The 16,038-nt window shown below is 36.8% G+C and carries 17 protein-coding genes; 13 read left to right on the forward strand and 4 right to left on the reverse strand.

Annotated features, from left to right (window positions below; all coding sequences use genetic code 11):
• The first annotated feature begins 6 nt into the window (after positions 1-6).
• The 12 genes from CVD23_RS22925 (at position 7) to CVD23_RS18380 (ending at position 12,169) form a co-directional block, all read left to right on the forward strand.
• Entirely contained in the window at positions 7-324 is a 318-nt protein-coding gene (locus tag CVD23_RS22925) for a sugar phosphate nucleotidyltransferase (RefSeq protein ID WP_374702649.1), read from the forward strand.
• Positions 325-416: 92 nt separating this feature from the next.
• Positions 417-1,028 (forward strand): FkbM family methyltransferase, encoded by a 612-nt coding sequence (locus CVD23_RS18330; protein ID WP_180955720.1) that lies wholly within the window; start codon positions 417-419, stop codon positions 1,026-1,028.
• Between the two features lie 240 nt (positions 1,029-1,268).
• Entirely contained in the window at positions 1,269-1,862 is a 594-nt protein-coding gene (locus tag CVD23_RS18335) for a class I SAM-dependent methyltransferase (RefSeq protein ID WP_180955721.1), read from the forward strand.
• 155 nt (positions 1,863-2,017) lie between these two features.
• The gene (locus CVD23_RS18340) at positions 2,018-2,827 is read left to right on the forward strand and encodes an SAM-dependent methyltransferase (protein ID WP_257988591.1); all 810 of its coding nucleotides are present in this window, start codon (positions 2,018-2,020) and stop codon (positions 2,825-2,827) included.
• A gap of 77 nt (positions 2,828-2,904) precedes the next feature.
• A complete protein-coding gene (locus tag CVD23_RS18345; protein WP_180955722.1) occupies positions 2,905-3,999 on the forward strand; it encodes a glycosyltransferase family 4 protein in 1,095 nt (364 codons plus the stop codon).
• A gap of 25 nt (positions 4,000-4,024) precedes the next feature.
• Positions 4,025-5,179 carry a glycosyltransferase family 4 protein gene (locus CVD23_RS18350; protein ID WP_101666776.1) on the forward strand — a complete coding sequence of 385 codons (1,155 nt, stop codon included), beginning with the start codon at positions 4,025-4,027 and terminating at the stop codon, positions 5,177-5,179.
• A gap of 108 nt (positions 5,180-5,287) precedes the next feature.
• Positions 5,288-6,418 (forward strand): hypothetical protein, encoded by a 1,131-nt coding sequence (locus CVD23_RS18355; protein WP_101666777.1) that lies wholly within the window; start codon positions 5,288-5,290, stop codon positions 6,416-6,418.
• A gap of 87 nt (positions 6,419-6,505) precedes the next feature.
• Complete coding sequence (locus tag CVD23_RS18360; RefSeq protein ID WP_101666778.1) at positions 6,506-7,621, forward strand: glycosyltransferase; 1,116 nt, start codon at positions 6,506-6,508, stop codon at positions 7,619-7,621.
• A gap of 85 nt (positions 7,622-7,706) precedes the next feature.
• On the forward strand, positions 7,707-8,672 hold the full coding sequence (gene gmd / locus CVD23_RS18365) for a GDP-mannose 4,6-dehydratase (protein WP_101578580.1): 966 nt from the start codon (positions 7,707-7,709) through the stop codon (positions 8,670-8,672).
• Positions 8,669-9,592: a GDP-mannose 4,6-dehydratase gene (locus CVD23_RS18370; RefSeq protein ID WP_101666779.1), complete on the forward strand. Its 924-nt coding sequence runs from the start codon at positions 8,669-8,671 to the stop codon at positions 9,590-9,592. Before gmd ends, CVD23_RS18370 begins: the two co-directional genes overlap by 4 nt.
• Positions 9,593-9,812: 220 nt before the next feature.
• Entirely contained in the window at positions 9,813-10,892 is a 1,080-nt protein-coding gene (locus CVD23_RS18375; RefSeq protein WP_101666780.1) for a glycosyltransferase family 4 protein, read from the forward strand.
• 14 nt (positions 10,893-10,906) lie between these two features.
• The gene (locus CVD23_RS18380; RefSeq protein WP_101666781.1) at positions 10,907-12,169 is read left to right on the forward strand and encodes a glycosyltransferase family 2 protein; all 1,263 of its coding nucleotides are present in this window, start codon (positions 10,907-10,909) and stop codon (positions 12,167-12,169) included.
• A gap of 108 nt (positions 12,170-12,277) precedes the next feature.
• Here CVD23_RS18380 and CVD23_RS18385 read toward each other — a convergent pair whose 3' ends face one another.
• A complete protein-coding gene (locus CVD23_RS18385) occupies positions 12,278-13,129 on the reverse strand; it encodes a CgeB family protein (RefSeq protein ID WP_180955723.1) in 852 nt (283 codons plus the stop codon).
• 419 nt (positions 13,130-13,548) lie between these two features.
• Positions 13,549-13,881, reverse strand: coding sequence for a hypothetical protein (locus tag CVD23_RS21680; protein WP_125928558.1), 333 nt, complete (start codon positions 13,879-13,881; stop codon positions 13,549-13,551).
• Between the two features lie 332 nt (positions 13,882-14,213).
• Here CVD23_RS21680 and CVD23_RS18395 point away from each other — a divergent pair, with 332 nt between their 5' ends.
• Complete coding sequence (locus CVD23_RS18395) at positions 14,214-14,624, forward strand: hypothetical protein (protein WP_101578586.1); 411 nt, start codon at positions 14,214-14,216, stop codon at positions 14,622-14,624.
• A 134-nt stretch (positions 14,625-14,758) separates the two neighbouring features.
• Here CVD23_RS18395 and CVD23_RS18400 read toward each other — a convergent pair whose 3' ends face one another.
• Positions 14,759-15,280 carry a MerR family transcriptional regulator gene (locus CVD23_RS18400; protein ID WP_101666784.1) on the reverse strand — a complete coding sequence of 174 codons (522 nt, stop codon included), beginning with the start codon at positions 15,278-15,280 and terminating at the stop codon, positions 14,759-14,761.
• A gap of 170 nt (positions 15,281-15,450) precedes the next feature.
• A complete protein-coding gene (locus CVD23_RS18405; RefSeq protein WP_101578588.1) occupies positions 15,451-15,876 on the reverse strand; it encodes a hypothetical protein in 426 nt (141 codons plus the stop codon).
• Between the last annotated feature and the right edge of the window lie 162 nt (positions 15,877-16,038).

Below are 16,038 nucleotides of genomic sequence, written 5' to 3' on the forward strand. Positions count from 1 at the left end.
ATTGTTATTCTTGGAGACAATTTATTCGAAGATTCGTTGGTTCCGTACCTTGAATGTTTTCGCAAGCAGGAAAAAGGTGCAAAAGTATTACTTAAGCATGTAATAGATCCGGAACGATATGGCATCGCTTATATAGGTACAGATAATAAAAGCATTATCTCTATTGAGGAAAATCCTGTTCATCACAAATCCAATTTTTGTGTTGTCGGAATATATATGTATGGTTCCTCAGTTTTCGAATATATTGCTAATACAACCGTATCGGAACGGGGAGAACTGGAAATTTCAGGCGTGAATAAAAAATGTATATTAAGAAGCATTTAAGCTATGATTTTTTAAAAGGCTGTTGGATTGACGCTGGCACACATCTTCATGCGGCGAATTGTTTTATTTTGGTACTAATAAGGTGAAGAATGGTGGCTAAGAAGGTTCTAATAACCGGCGGCGCACAGGGATACAAAGAACAGTGGAGTAGTTATGCAGAATATGAATGGTTGTATAAATTGGGAAAGGTGGGTTTTAATTATGCTTTAGGAAGTGAGCCACGATTTATTGATTTTTATCGAAGTGATATAAATTTTGGTGATCACCGAAGCGCAACACCAATATCCCCTGATAATGTATTGGGAAACTTTAAACGTTTGCCATATCGGGTACCAATGGTAACACCTATTGACTTTTTTGATCAATCTTATGGTGATGAGAAGCCATCGTATTTTGATTTAATAAAAATCGACACTCAAGGCGCCGATTTTGACATTTTAAAGGCAAGTTTACCAATGATTAATCATGAGTCAATTGTTATAATCGAATACTCTCCATACCATTTATTGCAAAATGGCACTTCCAAAACAGAAATAGAAGGTGTCCTTAGCAATTTATCTGAAATCTCCTATATAAACCCTCTAAAACACCCTGCACATGACTCAAACATCAACAAGGATCAAATATTAAGCGATTATGATCTATATGGAAAAGAGTGGAAATGGTTTTATGATATTGTTTTAAAGAAAAAAACGCAAAAATAAAATAATTTACGTCACACTCTGATTAACATGCCGAGGCGAATTTAAAGGTGTATCAGTCAACGTGCAGGCAATTGTTAAACCTAATTTAGAGGGGGATTCTCGCAAAAAACGACCTTTGTACACTGTAGTTAATAACACCAGTACAAGATTTAATGAATATAACGGGGATAGAGTACATTATAAAAGTTATAAACTGAAAAGTCGGATAAAACTCCATCAAGGGGAGTTGATTCTATGAAGATGGATAAGGTCAGCTTTGAAAAACTGTTCAGCAGGATTGATAATGGTTTCGTCGGCAATGAATCGGTTGCATATGATTATCAGAGAAAATATGTTCGTTATTATCTGGGAAAAAAACCTGTTCTGGATGTTGCTTGTGGTCAAGGATCTTTCCTGCGGGCTGCAAGTGAACTGGGAATCGACATTCTAGGGCTTGATTTAGAAGAGGATTTTGTGAACTCGTGTACAGCAAAAGGTTTCAATGCCAGGAAGGAAAATGTATTTGAATTTTTAGATCAGCAGACGAATAAGGAAATATTTGAAGGAATTTTTAATGCACATTTAATAGAGCACCTTGACAGCAGGAGGGCTATTGAATTATTAGTTCTATTTTATGAATCCCTAAAAAAGGGTGGTATCGTTACGATAATTACACCGAATTTCGCTGCACAACATGTCCACGAGAATGTTTTCTGGCTTAGCTCTTCACATGTGAGACCATATCCTTTAATGTGGCTCGGAAATGCTTTTGCACAAATTGGTTTTGATATACTTGATGGTGGTTTGGATGCAGATGTAGGTGACACTTTTATAGTAGGTATGAAACCTAATTAGACAAAGCAGTCACAGACACTATTCGATGAACAGCTTGAATATTTACAATATATTAGAAAAGGTTCCAATCTAAATAAATGGATTTTTAGTTCCATTAACTATATTTTACGCATAGATAAATACAGAAACAAAAAAGATGTTATTACGATGAGGTGATGATTGCATTGTTGATATCCCAGCTATGTAAAGAAAAGCATTTTAATGAAGAATGGTTCTTAAACTGCTGTGAAGAACTTCAAATAGCTGTTCATTATCACAGAAAGCTATGGGAGTGGTGTTTTATAACACAAGCATTAACTGAAAGAGGTATGCTAAAGGAAGGTAAGAAAGGGCTTGGATTTGGAGTAGGAAAAGAACCTTTGGTTTCTTTATTCGCATCACGTGGTTGTGAAGTAGTCGCAACAGACATAGATTTTCAGATTGCCAAACTTTTAGGATGGGTTGATTCTAATCAACATTCTAATAATCTTGAGGACTTGAACGAACGAAAATTATGTGAACCGGAGCAATTTAGCAAGCTTGTCACTTTTGAGTTTATGGATATGAATGAAATTGATCAAAAGCAGCATAATAATAAATATGATTTTACATGGTCTTCTTGCTCATTTGAACATTTAGGAACGATTGAACGAAGCAAACGATTCATTATGAACCAGATGCACTGCCTCAAGCCTGGAGGCGTAGCTGTTCACACCACAGAGTTTAATTTATCTTCAAATGAACATACGATTGAATCCGGAGCTACAGTTATTCTTAGAAAGAAAGACATTGAATCTTTAGTAAATGATTTAAGGGAAGATGGCCATTCAATCGAAGTTGATTATACCGCCGGTACAGGAAACATTGAAAGTTTTGTTGATGTTCCACCTTATACGAGTGAAATTCATTTAAGATTGCTACTCGAACAATATGTATCAACCTCTATCGGTCTGATTATACAAAAGAAAAATTCAGATAGTGTTTGATGACAAATGGCAATTCGAAGAATTGTATCATATCACAATCATACGACCGCATAAATGATTGTTTAAGAGGTGTTAAATTGAATATAGCTTTTGATACTTTTTACACTTCATCTGCTTCAAATTTTAGGGGAATTGGAGACTATACCAGAAATATGATCGAAAATATTATGCGGCTTAATAAGACCCATTCAATATTTTTCTTTTCACCTGATCCTTACCAAGATACATCTATTCAAATAAACAAACTACAATCATTTCTAACTAATAATTCTATCGACCTTTATCATGTAACGAGTCCGGTTGAATATTTATTCAACCATAATGAGCTACTTAACCGCGAATGGTTTGGAGATGTAAAATTGGCTGTTACATTTTACGATGTCATTCCCTTGATCTATCCTGAAATTTATTTAAGTGATCCGATTGTTAAAAATAAATTTTTGTATATTATGGATTTTATCAAGAATTGCGATACTATATTTGCCATATCCGAGACGACCAAAAAAGACGGGGTTAAATACTTTGATATGGATTCCGAGAAAATCTCTGTTGTATACGGGGGAATTGACCGACAATTTTTTCAGATAAACAAAGATTCAGATGTGAAGCTTAACAATCAGGTAAACCAACCATATATTCTATTTATCGGAGGCATGGAATTTAGAAAAAATTTGGAACGCGTACTACATGCCTTTGCAATAATAAATCATAAACTTGAAACTCAATATCAATTTGTCATGACCGGTTTTTTTTCTGAAGTAGAAAAACAGAAGATACTGCAGCTTGCAGCTGCACAGGGAATTGAAAATCAATTGATATATACCGGGTATGTACCAAAGGCAGAGCTTATCAACCTGTATAGCAATTCGAGTCTGTTCATATTTCCATCACTTTATGAGGGATTGGGCTTGCCGATTATAGAGGCGATGGCTTGTGGTGCCCCGGTGCTCACATCAAACACTTCGGCACTTAATGAGATAGCTAATGACGCGTGCTATAAGGTAAATCCTGAAAGTATTGAAGAAATTTCAGAGGGTATATATAACATGTTGACGAAGTCAAAATTATTGGAAAGATATAAGCAAGAAGGACCTAAACTTGCCGCTAAATTTAATTGGGAAAATGTTGCCTCACAGATTTTATCGTGTTATACAGACATGTATGTCAACTAGCGCTGATTTTAACTGAGGCTACATCATGGTAGGGCTTAAAGCAGGGAGGGATGAAGATTTGCCACTTCCAACTGGAGTTTTTTGGGCAGGATACGTATCTGATAGAGGTGGTTATGGCACTGTATCCAGAAACTATTTAAAAATGTTGGAAGTATTAAATATTCCAGTTCATATCCATAATCTAGGCCAAATTCATAAGGAAATAGCGCAAGATGATCGAGACTTAATCGGCAGCATTCACCGTCCAATTTCTGATTTAGGGACAGACCCGGTTATGGTGATCCATAGCACTCCAGACGATTTTGCGCGTTTTAATACAACAGGATTTAATAAAAAAATAGGTATTACTATCTTTGAAACCGATAAAATTCCGGATTACTGGGTTAGTTTATGCAATCAAATGGACGAAATATGGGTACCAACAGCCTTTAATTATCATACTTTTACTGAGTCAGGAGTCGATGAAACAAAAGTTAGAGTTATGCCATACGGAATCGATGTGCAGAAATACGATAAGAATTTTGAGCCATATTCTTTTTCGACAACTCCTAAGACATTTACGTTTCTATATACTTGCCAATTTGATTACAGAAAAGGCTTTGATTTATTGATAAACAGTTTTTGCGAAGAATTCACGGATAACGACGATGTAACTCTGATTATTAAAACATATGTACATGAAAATGATATTGATGCCGAAGCAATCATCCGCTCCTATATACCAATTAAAAATAACATTCCAAGTATTTTGATCATAAATGAAAAAATGCCAGAAAACGAATTGCTCTCTTTATATTCAAGTTGTACTTGTTACATCTCCACAGACAGAGCCTGCGGATGGGGAATGCCACAAATGGAAATGATGGCTATGGGGAAACCGGTGATATCGATCAACTGGAGTGGTTCCAACGAATTTATGAATGATGAGAATACTTTTCTTATTCAGCCATTGGACGAATTGGAACCAGTGGACATAAATCTTATGATAAATCGCCCGCTTTTATACATGGGCCACAAATGGGCAAAAGTTCCGGTGGAAAATGTCAGAAAAACAATGAGAGATGCTTATCGAAATAAAGAAAAAAGACTAAAAATAGCCAAAAACGCGAAAGAAATGATTGATCATAAATACTCAATAAATGAAATAGCGAAAGTAATGAAACAGAATCTAGCTTTATAAATATTTAGTTTCTTCATCTCTTAAGGAACTGATTCACCTAGCAAAGCTTAATGCTATCATTCTGTGGACTTGGAAGCGAAATAGAATTTATCACGGAGGTTTAATGTTATGAGTCTCTTCTCTACAGCAAATTTTAGTGATTCTTTTTTTTTTAAAGATAAAAAGTTTAGTTATAACAAAATTCCCATTAATAATATTTCCGAGAGGGCAATAGAAGTACCAATTGGCTTGGACTTTCTTGAACAAAATAAAACGGGGCGAATATTAGAGGTGGGGCATGTCCTATCTAGTTATGAAACTGCCGCGAACATAGTGCAAAGAGATATTCTTGATAAATTTGAAGTGGCTGCAAATGTTCTAAACTTAGATTTAATGGACTTTCATCCGGAGGATAAATACGATGCCATTATTTCCATATCAACTGTAGAACATATTGGACAATCAACAGATCCAACAGGAGCTTACGGGGAATCCAGCCAATTGAAAGACCATGAAGCGCCTTTAAAAGCGATCGTAAAAATTTACAATTTACTAAAAGTGAATGGAAAGGCAATAATTTCAGTACCGTTTGGCTGCTTATCCGATCTTGGATGGCTGATACAGTTTGGAGATAAGTACCTGCAATTGTTGTTTACTAAATATCTATTGCCTGAAAATGATGTCACGATTTCATTTTTTAAAAAGAGTGACATGGACTTGTCACTAAATAATCCAAGACAAATCTGGGAACAGTGTACTAAGGAAGAACTTTCCTATACACGCTTTAATCAACCCTTTCCGTTCGCAAATGGAATTGCCTTTATTGAAATATACCGAAATGCACCAGAGGACTATCCAATTGAAAATGGAATGAAAGAAGAATTGATTTATCAATCGGCTGGGTTAATCAATAATCTATATTTCAGCAATTTCTTTTTTGGAAGTGTCTATGACAGCAATGGGTGGTTTCATATCAGCAATCCAACTTATTTATTCTTTGGACCTTATATTACTTTACCGGCAGGTAAATATGAACTAAGGGCAAAACTGGAAGTAGAAACCGAGGGGGAATTTATCCTGGATGTGGTGGATGATTTTGCAAAAAATACTTTATTCAAATACGAATTTCAGTCTACTAGTAATTGCGAACAACAGGTCATGATAGAAAAGGATTTGCAAAATGTTGAAATAAGACTCCTGGCTTATTCTCCTCCATTTTCCAAAATCAGAGTGCCGATATTAAGTTTAAATCGGATTTAGTTAACGATTGTAACCAGCTGTCTAAAGGAAGTTCGCAAAATGTAGTGACTCCTTACAATATTGACTTGCCAACTGGGGGGAAGCCGAATGTCCGGTGGTGTTAACCTATTCGGATATATTAGAGCCGAATTGGGTGTAGGTGAATCTTGTCGTTTAGCAGCAAACTCATTGGAAAACGTTGATATTCCATTTGGCATCATCAACTACCCGGTTTGCGCTGCTAGACAAGAAGATTTGACGTGGGCTCACAAAGAAATAAAAGAACCCCTTTTCAATACCAATATATTTCATATTAACGCCGACCAGCTGGAAATTGCTTTTCGATACGACATATTAAACCGCCGATTATTAGAAAACCGTTATAACATTGCTGTATGGCATTGGGAACTTCCAGAATTTCCAGATGAGTTTGCTGCAAGTTTTAAAATGATAGATGAAGTATGGGCACCATCTACGTTTATCTTTGAGTCCATTTCGAAAAAATCCCAGGTTCCCGTTGTAAAAATCCCTCATGGACTATGTGATAACCATGCTTCTCAAACTATTGGCCGCAAATATTTTATGCTGCCGGATAATCGATTTCTTTTTCTGATGATGTATGATCCAAATAGTTCGCCACATAGAAAGAATCCCCAAGGGGTGATTTCAGCCTTTAAAATGGCCTTCGCAAAAGATGAATCCTCAGTAGGACTAATTATCAAGATCAACAACAGTCAAATCGATCGATCTGTAGAACTGGAGCAATTAAAGAAAGAAATAGGCGATTATAAAAATATTTATATCATTGATAAAGTAATGAATCGCAATGAAATTAATGCATTAATGAATGTTACCAATTGCCTCGTTTCCCTCCATCGCTCGGAAGGATTCGGGTTGCCTTTAGCCGAAGCAATGGCTTGTGGCAAACCAGTAATCGCAACCGGTTGGTCTGGAAATATGGAGTTTATGAACGAAACGAATTCCTGTCTGGTGCGATATGAGCTGGAGAGGGTCGGGCAAGACTGGGGACCTTATAAAGCAGAGCAATTCTGGGCGGATCCTGATATAGATCATGCAGCATATTACATGAAAAAAGTGGTTGAGGATCCGGTATGGTGCAGCAAAACGGCTGCACGAGGAAAGGATACGATGCAAAAACACTTTTCACCAAAAAAGTCAGGGCAGTTAATGAAGAGCCGTCTGAATGAGCTGGAGCTTCTTTAAATTTTAATTGTAAATTAGTTTGTAATATCATTTCATGATAACCGCATAAATAATACAGTAAGTATTTTTAAAGGGAGGTGGTGTCATGAAGAGAGCTTTAATAACCGGAATTACTGGACAGGATGGCTCTTATTTAGCTGAACTTCTTCTCGAAAAAGGGTATAAGGTCTACGGATTGAAAAGGAGAACCGCAACGCAAAATTATGAAAATATTAAACATATTTTGAATGAATTTGAGTTTGTTTCAGGTGATTTGTCTGATCTGGCATCTTTAATTCAGGCTGTCAAGTTGGCAAGGCCTAATGAAGTCTATAATCTGGCAGCCCAGTCTTTTGTTGCAGATTCATGGATACAGCCAATCTACACTGGCGAAATTACAGGCTTGGGTGTTGTGAACATGCTGGAAGCTATTCGTCAAGTAAACCCAGACCTACGTTTTTATCAGGCTTCCAGTTCTGAAATGTTTGGTAAAGTGATAGAAACTCCGCAAAAAGAAACCACGCCATTTTATCCACGAAGTCCATACGGTGTTGCAAAAGTATTCGGTCATTGGATAACGGTCAATTACCGGGAAAGCTTTAATATGTATGCATGTTCAGGGATTTTATTCAATCATGAATCGCCCCGAAGAGGAATACAGTTTGTGACACGCAAAGTCACAGACGGGGTGGCCAAAATAAAATGCGGTCTGCAAAAAGAGCTTCGTCTAGGGAATCTGGATGCCAAGAGAGACTGGGGATTTGCAGGTGATTACGTCAAAGCGATGTGGCTCATGCTCCAAAATGATCATCCGGATGACTTTGTAATTGCAACAGGTGAAACCAACACCGTTCGTCGTCTCGTCGAAATTGCTTTTGATCATGTCGGCTTGAATTGGGAAGATTATGTCCGGCAAGATCCTGATTTTCTGCGACCAGCTGAAGTAGATTTGCTGCTTGGTGATTCAAAAAAAGCAAGAGAAAAATTAGGATGGACACCAAAAGTTTCTTTTGAGGATTTGATAAAAATGATGGTTGATCATGATGTACAAAAATATAGAGAAATTAAATGAAGGTTTTAATTACTGGGATCAAAGGTTTTGTTGGCAAACATTTGGAGGAGTATTTAAAGGATAAGGCTGACGTATTTGGCACCTCCAGAGCAGATTATCCTGAAAAAAACATCTTTAAGATAAGTTTTTTATCAGAGTGGGAAATCATTAGGCTTATGGAAAAAATTAACCCTACACATGTATTTCACTTGGCTGGATTTAGCAGTGTGAAAGATTCATGGGAAAATAAACAGGCTGTTATTGAAGGCAACGTGACAGGTACCATTCATTTACTTGAAGCGGTTAGAAAAGTGGACGACAAAATACGCATCATTACCGTAGGATCATCAGAGGAGTATGGTATTGTACCTGATGGTATCGAGAAAGTTCATGAAGGGATACCACTATCTCCTGTCAATCCATATGGAATAAGCAAAAGTATGGTAAGCATGCTTGCTAAAATGTACTTTAAATTTTATGGTTTGAATGTTATTCATGCCAGGTCTTTTAACCACATAGGTTCGGGGCAACGGTTGGGTTTTGTTACAACAGATTTTGCGCACCAAATAGCCGTGATTAATAAACGAAATACGAAAGATAACACAATGAATGTGGGAAATCTTGACACGATCAGGGATTTTGCGGCTGTAGAAGATATTGCAGATGCCTATTATCATCTAGGGCGCTATGGAAAAGCAGGGGAAATCTATAATGTTTGTACCGGAGAAGGGGCTTCCATTCGAGATATATTAAATATCCTTCTATCTTTTTCAAATGTAAATATAGAAGTAATGGTTGATCCTGAAAAAATAAGGACCTCTGAAATTCAAAAATTAGTTGGGGATCCAAATAAAATAATAAAAGATACTAATTGGCGGCCAAAAAGGCAACTAGAGCAGACATTAAAAAATATTTATGAACAGTGGTTATATAATTTGTAATGGGTCCTGCAATAAAAGGACCTTCTTTTATTTGCGCGACATTATTTGGAAGTTCATACAATTTAGGAGATAAATACGTATGTCGAGTGGTTCTGAGGGTGGATAGCATTTGAATACATTATTTTCATTCTCCAACTAACGACTCTTCAGATTGTACGCACCCTTACCTTCCAAAAGTTATAAGGTTTGCTAAATATTAATCAACCAAGGAGGAACAATTTTGAAGATCGGTTTTGATATGGCGTTTGCGCTAACACCGGCTAACAATAGAGGAGTAGGTGTTTATACAAGGCAATTAATAAAAGCAATACAACCATTAAGTAAAGACTATAGCTATTATTATTTTCGGCCGAATTCTTCGAACACAGAAGACTTGAGCAGACAATTGAAAGCATTTATTTCACAGAATAACATTGAACTTTACCATATAAACAGCACATTTGATTATTATAACTCGCATGCTTTACAAAGAAATTGGTTCGGAAATGCAAGATTAGCAGTTACCCTTTATGATATCATCCCTTTGTTATTTGAAAATCAGTATTTGCCATTGCCCCACATGAAAAAGCATTATATGCAAAACATCGAGTTTGTTAAATCCTGCGACATGATTTTTGTTATTTCAGATACAACTAGAAAAGATGCTGTTGAAAAACTTAATATTAAACCTGAAAAAATAAAAGTGATCTACGGGGCGCTATGCGAGCATTTTTCTGATGAAAATATATTATCGGCTACTACTTGGAATGGATCAACAAAGCCATACATATTATATGTTGGCGGCTGTGATTACCGTAAAAACCTGGGTCGGTTAATTGCGGCATTTGCAAAGGTAAACCATCGACTAAAGAGTAAATTCCAGCTCATTATTGCAGGGAATATCCCCGAAGACCAAAGATTCTTTATCAAATTAAATATAAAAAAAGCTAACGTGACTGACGATGTGTTATTCACTGGATTTGTTTCCAATGAAGAATTAATCCAGTTATACAAAGGATCAGAATTATTTGCCTTTCCGTCCCTGTATGAAGGCTTCGGGCTTCCTGTTTTAGAAGCAATGGCTTGCGGTGTTCCTGTTTTAACCTCAAACAGTTCTGCCTTAAAAGAGATAGCGGGTGAGGCAGCATATTTGATTAATCCGAAAAGTATTGACGATATTGCACAAGGTATGGAACATCTTTTAACAAATGCAGAGATCAGAAATACACTTGTGAATAGGGGCTTTGAGAGAGTTCAACAATTCCAGTGGACGAATGTCGCCAAACTTGTTCTTGAAGGATATCAACAATTGCTTGGATAATGGGAGAGTGGCCTATGACAAAGGTTTCTATCATACTTACAAGCTATAATAAGCCCCTTTATGTTGCTGAATCGATAGAGAGCGTGTTGCAGCAGACGGAAGAAGACTGGGAATTGTTCATTATGGATGATAATTCTAATGAAGATACATCCCAAGTTCTTCATTCATACCTCAGAGATCCTCGAATTTTCTATATGAACAGCGGCATTGATGACAACAAGCGATTTCAAACGACAAGGTATGCGGTACTGATTAACCAGGCTATCCCGCGAACCACCGGAAAATATATCAGCTATCTAACTGATGATACCGTCTATATGCCAAACCGTTTACAGGTTATGCTTGACTTTTTTAACAAAAATCCAACAGTAGAGATTGTCTATTCCAGTCAAAAAATGCAACACTTGAATAAAAACCATAAAGTGAATTTTGAGATTGAACTGACAGCAACGGAGGTATTAACCCGTGCAGCAAATATGGTGGATCATTGTTCAGTGATGCATACAAGAAATATTGCGGAAAAAGTTTTCTCCCGATATGGGACTCATTGGGATGTGGATCCAAAATATTGGTTTAACGCTGATGCTGTATTTTGGACGCGTTTAAACGAATTTGCGCCTTTTTACCCGATCCAGAAAGTACTTGATATAACAAAAAAAACACCGCAAAGCTATCAAAATTTAAGCGCTTTGCTTCCTAAAGTAATCCCGGATGGTACAGTGGTAAAGGGATTAAAGGAAGAATTATATTTAATTGATGAACAAAAGCTTCGGCTTATTTCTAACGAATTGTTTGAGCGCTTAAAGTTTAACACGATCGTGGAAATCCCTGACCCTGTCTTGTTTAGTTATGATAAAGGAATACCTGTATGTGAAGAAAAGCTTCCAAACCAAATTCTCGTCCAGTCTCGAACCAATCATTCAATTTATTACATCCAAAAAGGTCAAAAGCGGCTCGTTAATGACGCTGCATTTAAGAAATATCGTTTTAATAAGCAAAAAACTGTAATTTTGAATGAAAATCATTTAAACCAGTGGCCTGACGGTCCGGAACTATCAGAACATATCACAATGGATACGATGTTGCCGGATGGGATTTTATTTTCATTCAATGGGAAATTTTATATTTGCTTTGATAACCTGCTTTGCTTCCTGCAAACCGATATTGCATTGGGTAAATTACAACTGCCCTTGAAACATGCCATACCAATGAGTGAAGAAGAGTTTTCATTGTTTAAACAAGGCTCATCCTTTACATGGGAACTTCCATTTAAATAACTTTCATAAGGCAGTCGTTCAAGAATATGTCTTGATTGACTGCCTTACTAATTTATTAAGTAATTAACTGAATTGCTATTGGTGAAATAAATTTAGCTCAGGACTGTGTCAGATTAAATGATGTTCATTTTCTTGTATGATTGCAGTCAATTCTTTGATACGGTGTGCAAATGTGTGATGTTTAAGCACATTCTCCCGGGCCTTTAACGCGATTTTTTTTCGTTCTTGATCATGGTTTACATAAAAATGAATCTTTTCCAGGAGTTCTTCATTACCTTCAAAGGAGATGATTTCCTCTGCGGAAAAATAAGTGCGTAAATCGAGCTCTTCTGTAATAAGCTGAAATGCACCACAAGCTGCTATATCAAATGTCCTGTTGTTTATACTTTTATTCATTATGCCCATTGAATTATTATTCTCTGCCAGGTCATGGGGACGATGTGTGTTTAGGATAATTCTAGAGTTGTTGTAATAATGAGCTACTTCTTGAGGCGGCTTCCATTCAGTTATTTTCAATCTAGGATTTTTCGTCATGTGGCCTAGCTTTTCGTCCCATTTCCCTCCAACTACTTGTAACGTATATTGTGTATTTTCCAACAGAAATTCGATTAATTTAATCCGCTCAGGATAAGGATATCCAACTAGACAAATATCTTCTAAGTCTTGTTCGTCCGGAGTTATTGAAGGAGCAAATGTACGGGGATCCGTTCCGAGCGGAAGATGGAATACAAGTGGGTGTCCTTTTTCTTGATAACACTCCAAGGCGGACCTGTCAATCGTAAATACATAATCATAATCATTTATCATCCCGCACGTTCTGTCCATGTAGTATGGATCTTCCGTCATCCAGACAGCCGTTTTAAGATGTTGGGTGTTTAACCATTCGGTCATTTCGTTTGGCAGGATAAAACCGGTCATAGTCAACACAAGCTCAGGTGCAAATTCTGAAACATTTAACATCAAAGAATCGAGACCTTTGAAATGATTAAAGCTATTGCATATATGGCCTTGTTTTCGTAGTTCATTAACAATGCAATTATCAAAAAAATAGTATATACCGGGAAAGCCTGAGGGAATATATAGTACCTTCATAACTTATTTTATTTTGACCTCCGATTTTTATTATTTGCTTGGCGTAATACCATTGTATGGTTTAATACTCCTATTGTTCTATAGAATAAATGGATGATGAACAGATTTATGCGTAGATGTAGTGTAAAAGCAAACAGAAGCAATCAAACTCCACAATGTTTTAAATTGACTTTTTTATGTGGGGATTGCATAATTTGGAGAATCTCTTATATGGGGGTTGTTAGTCATAGCGAAAAATCAGGCTGCGTGCAGCCTGATCGACTAAAAAAAATATATATATATTTTTTTTATACGGTTGGAGGGAACGCAAAAGCGTCGATACGAAAACAGTCGACAATAAATACAGCTCCTGATGGGGTAACGCCTGCTCCTGATATTAATGTTACACAATGATCATCCTTACAGAATTTAGCAAAAACATAAGGTCCTGAAGGAACGCCATCTATCGTAAGAAATACAGTTCTTCCTGGCGTTATACGACGAAACTCTTCACAGATGCAACCTTTAATTTTGCATTTGTGATCATCTTTACAGTCATGGTCATGATGTTTTTTATCGCAGCAATCATCTTTTCTGCAATCACTGTCATCATAGAAATAGCTTTTTTTATTATAACCCATTGTTATCCTCCTTTTAGCAAATTCCTGAGTATGTCAGGGTTAATGTATTATATTAACCAGAAAATAATTTGTATGGGCTTTAAACCTTACCGTGCAGAAAATGGTGTCGTGTTCCAAGCCTGCCATCCGTTGATTTTGCCCTTATGTATAATATGCATTTGTTTTATTTTAGTTCCTAATGTTTCAACTGTGTCTCTCGGCGACGTGACGCTGTATGCATTATCTGCCTCTATAAACGGTTAATTTTGATATAATTCTTATAAAAGATAATACATTTTCATATTCCATAGAGTAGTAAATAGACAACAGATAACAACGATGGAGGTCCCAGTATGTTAAAGACAAGCACACAATTGAAAAACCACGATAAAATAGAAGCGATCTTAAAAGAAATGGTTAAGTACGCTTATGAAGAAATTAAAGATGAACCGGTATTACTATGCTTGGAATGCAGCGATGTCGACTTGTATGTTGCAGCTTCGAATCATGAAGAGCTAGAGGACGCGCTTAAGGAAAATTTCGAATTGGACGAGTTTGGTGAAGTCATCGATCTTGAGGCATACCAAGAATTGTTCTACGAATTGAACGATCACTTTGTAGAACTTCATAAGCTTAGTGGATATTTTGATTTTTTTCCAGAAGGAGTATATGACGTAAACGGGGAAAAACGTGAATCCGAAACAGATATGCTCGCGGTGAAAGGTAAATTTTATGCACCTTTTGAAGATGCGTTAAACGATTAGCATTGATAGGTGTAGCCTGTTCTCACACAAGAACAGGCTATTTTTATTTTGTGGGAAAGAAAACAATGTAAAACGCTTGGCAAGATGTCCAAGCGTTTTATACTTTCGTTATAAAAAGCAGTCAATTAAGCATGCTAAAAACCAAATAACGAGCTGATCAATTTTCTTTTTTTTGGCCTTTTCAACAGTGTTGACTGTTCAAAAACAAGCTTTTTTTCAGGTGCATGGTGCTGATCAGTGTGAATTTGACTCGCCTCAAGGGCCTCGATCCGATCTGTTAAAGACATTACTTCATTTTGTAACTCTTCAATCTCGCTTCGATGCTGGAGAAGCTGATAGGAGACAACATTATCTGCCTTTTCCTCAAGCCTGCTTTCCAAATAGCTTACTTTAGACAAGAGCTTTTCTGTATCCTTATTTTCTAGCTGGCCTTTAACGGTTCCTTTCCGCGGCCTTTGCACAGTGACCGTTACCTCCTGAAGCAGCACCCCGTTCTGAACCTGTTCCTTAATGCCGGCAAGCAACTTGATATCATCTTCCGTAAACGAATAATGACCGAGGTCATTGCGCTGCATATGCAAGTCTAACTGTTTGACCCAGCGCTGAATCGTACTTGACGAGACACCCAATAATTTTGCGACAGCAGTAGTATTCATCATGATCCCTCCTTGTAAGAAAGATATTCTCTGTCTATCAGGTAAATCCTATCGAGTTGACAAAACAAGTTTTGGTTCGGCAAAGAAAGTGAAATTCACTTGTTTTTTTTGATGCTGTCGAAACAAAAGGCAAAAAGAAAAGGGCGCAAGAGCCCTCTTGACCTTTATCTCTATTGGTTTTTCAATGCTTCCTTTACTGCGATAATTTTCAAAGCGGCCAGTTCTTCTTCTGTTAATCGGCTCTGAACCGTTTCAAGGAGCTCAGTTTGCTCATCAGCTGTTATGCCATCGCTTATTGTCGAGGTAATATCGGTTATTTCCTTGACTGAAAATTCTTTCGTAATCGTTTTAAGTGCTTCTTCTTTTGTCGAAAATGGGAGATTGGAAGTATCAATATTTGCAAGATCGGCATTTTCACCAATTAATTGTTGAATAGATGGATCTTGAACAAGTTGATTTACATCCTCCTCTGAAATAGAGTTGGCAACCTGCTCCATAACTTTATCTGACGCCATTCCCATGAACGCATTGTAGCCAAGAAAGCCAGCGGTGCCTAAGCCGCCAACTATCAATAATAACAAAATTAGTTTTTTCATGGCTCCTCCTAAAAATCAAAATTTTTATATCCTTGTTTTAACAGTGATGAACCTGAGGTTAAAGAAATAGACCGCCACATTTTTAGAATGTAAAAACGGTCACTAGCGTTGCATTAAATAAAAGCGAATTTGTCAAGCTCAAATCAAATAAATTTATTTTGA

Source organism: Bacillus sp. V33-4, assembly GCF_002860225.1.
GTDB lineage: Bacteria > Bacillota > Bacilli > Bacillales > Cytobacillaceae > Bacillus_BJ > Bacillus_BJ canaveralius.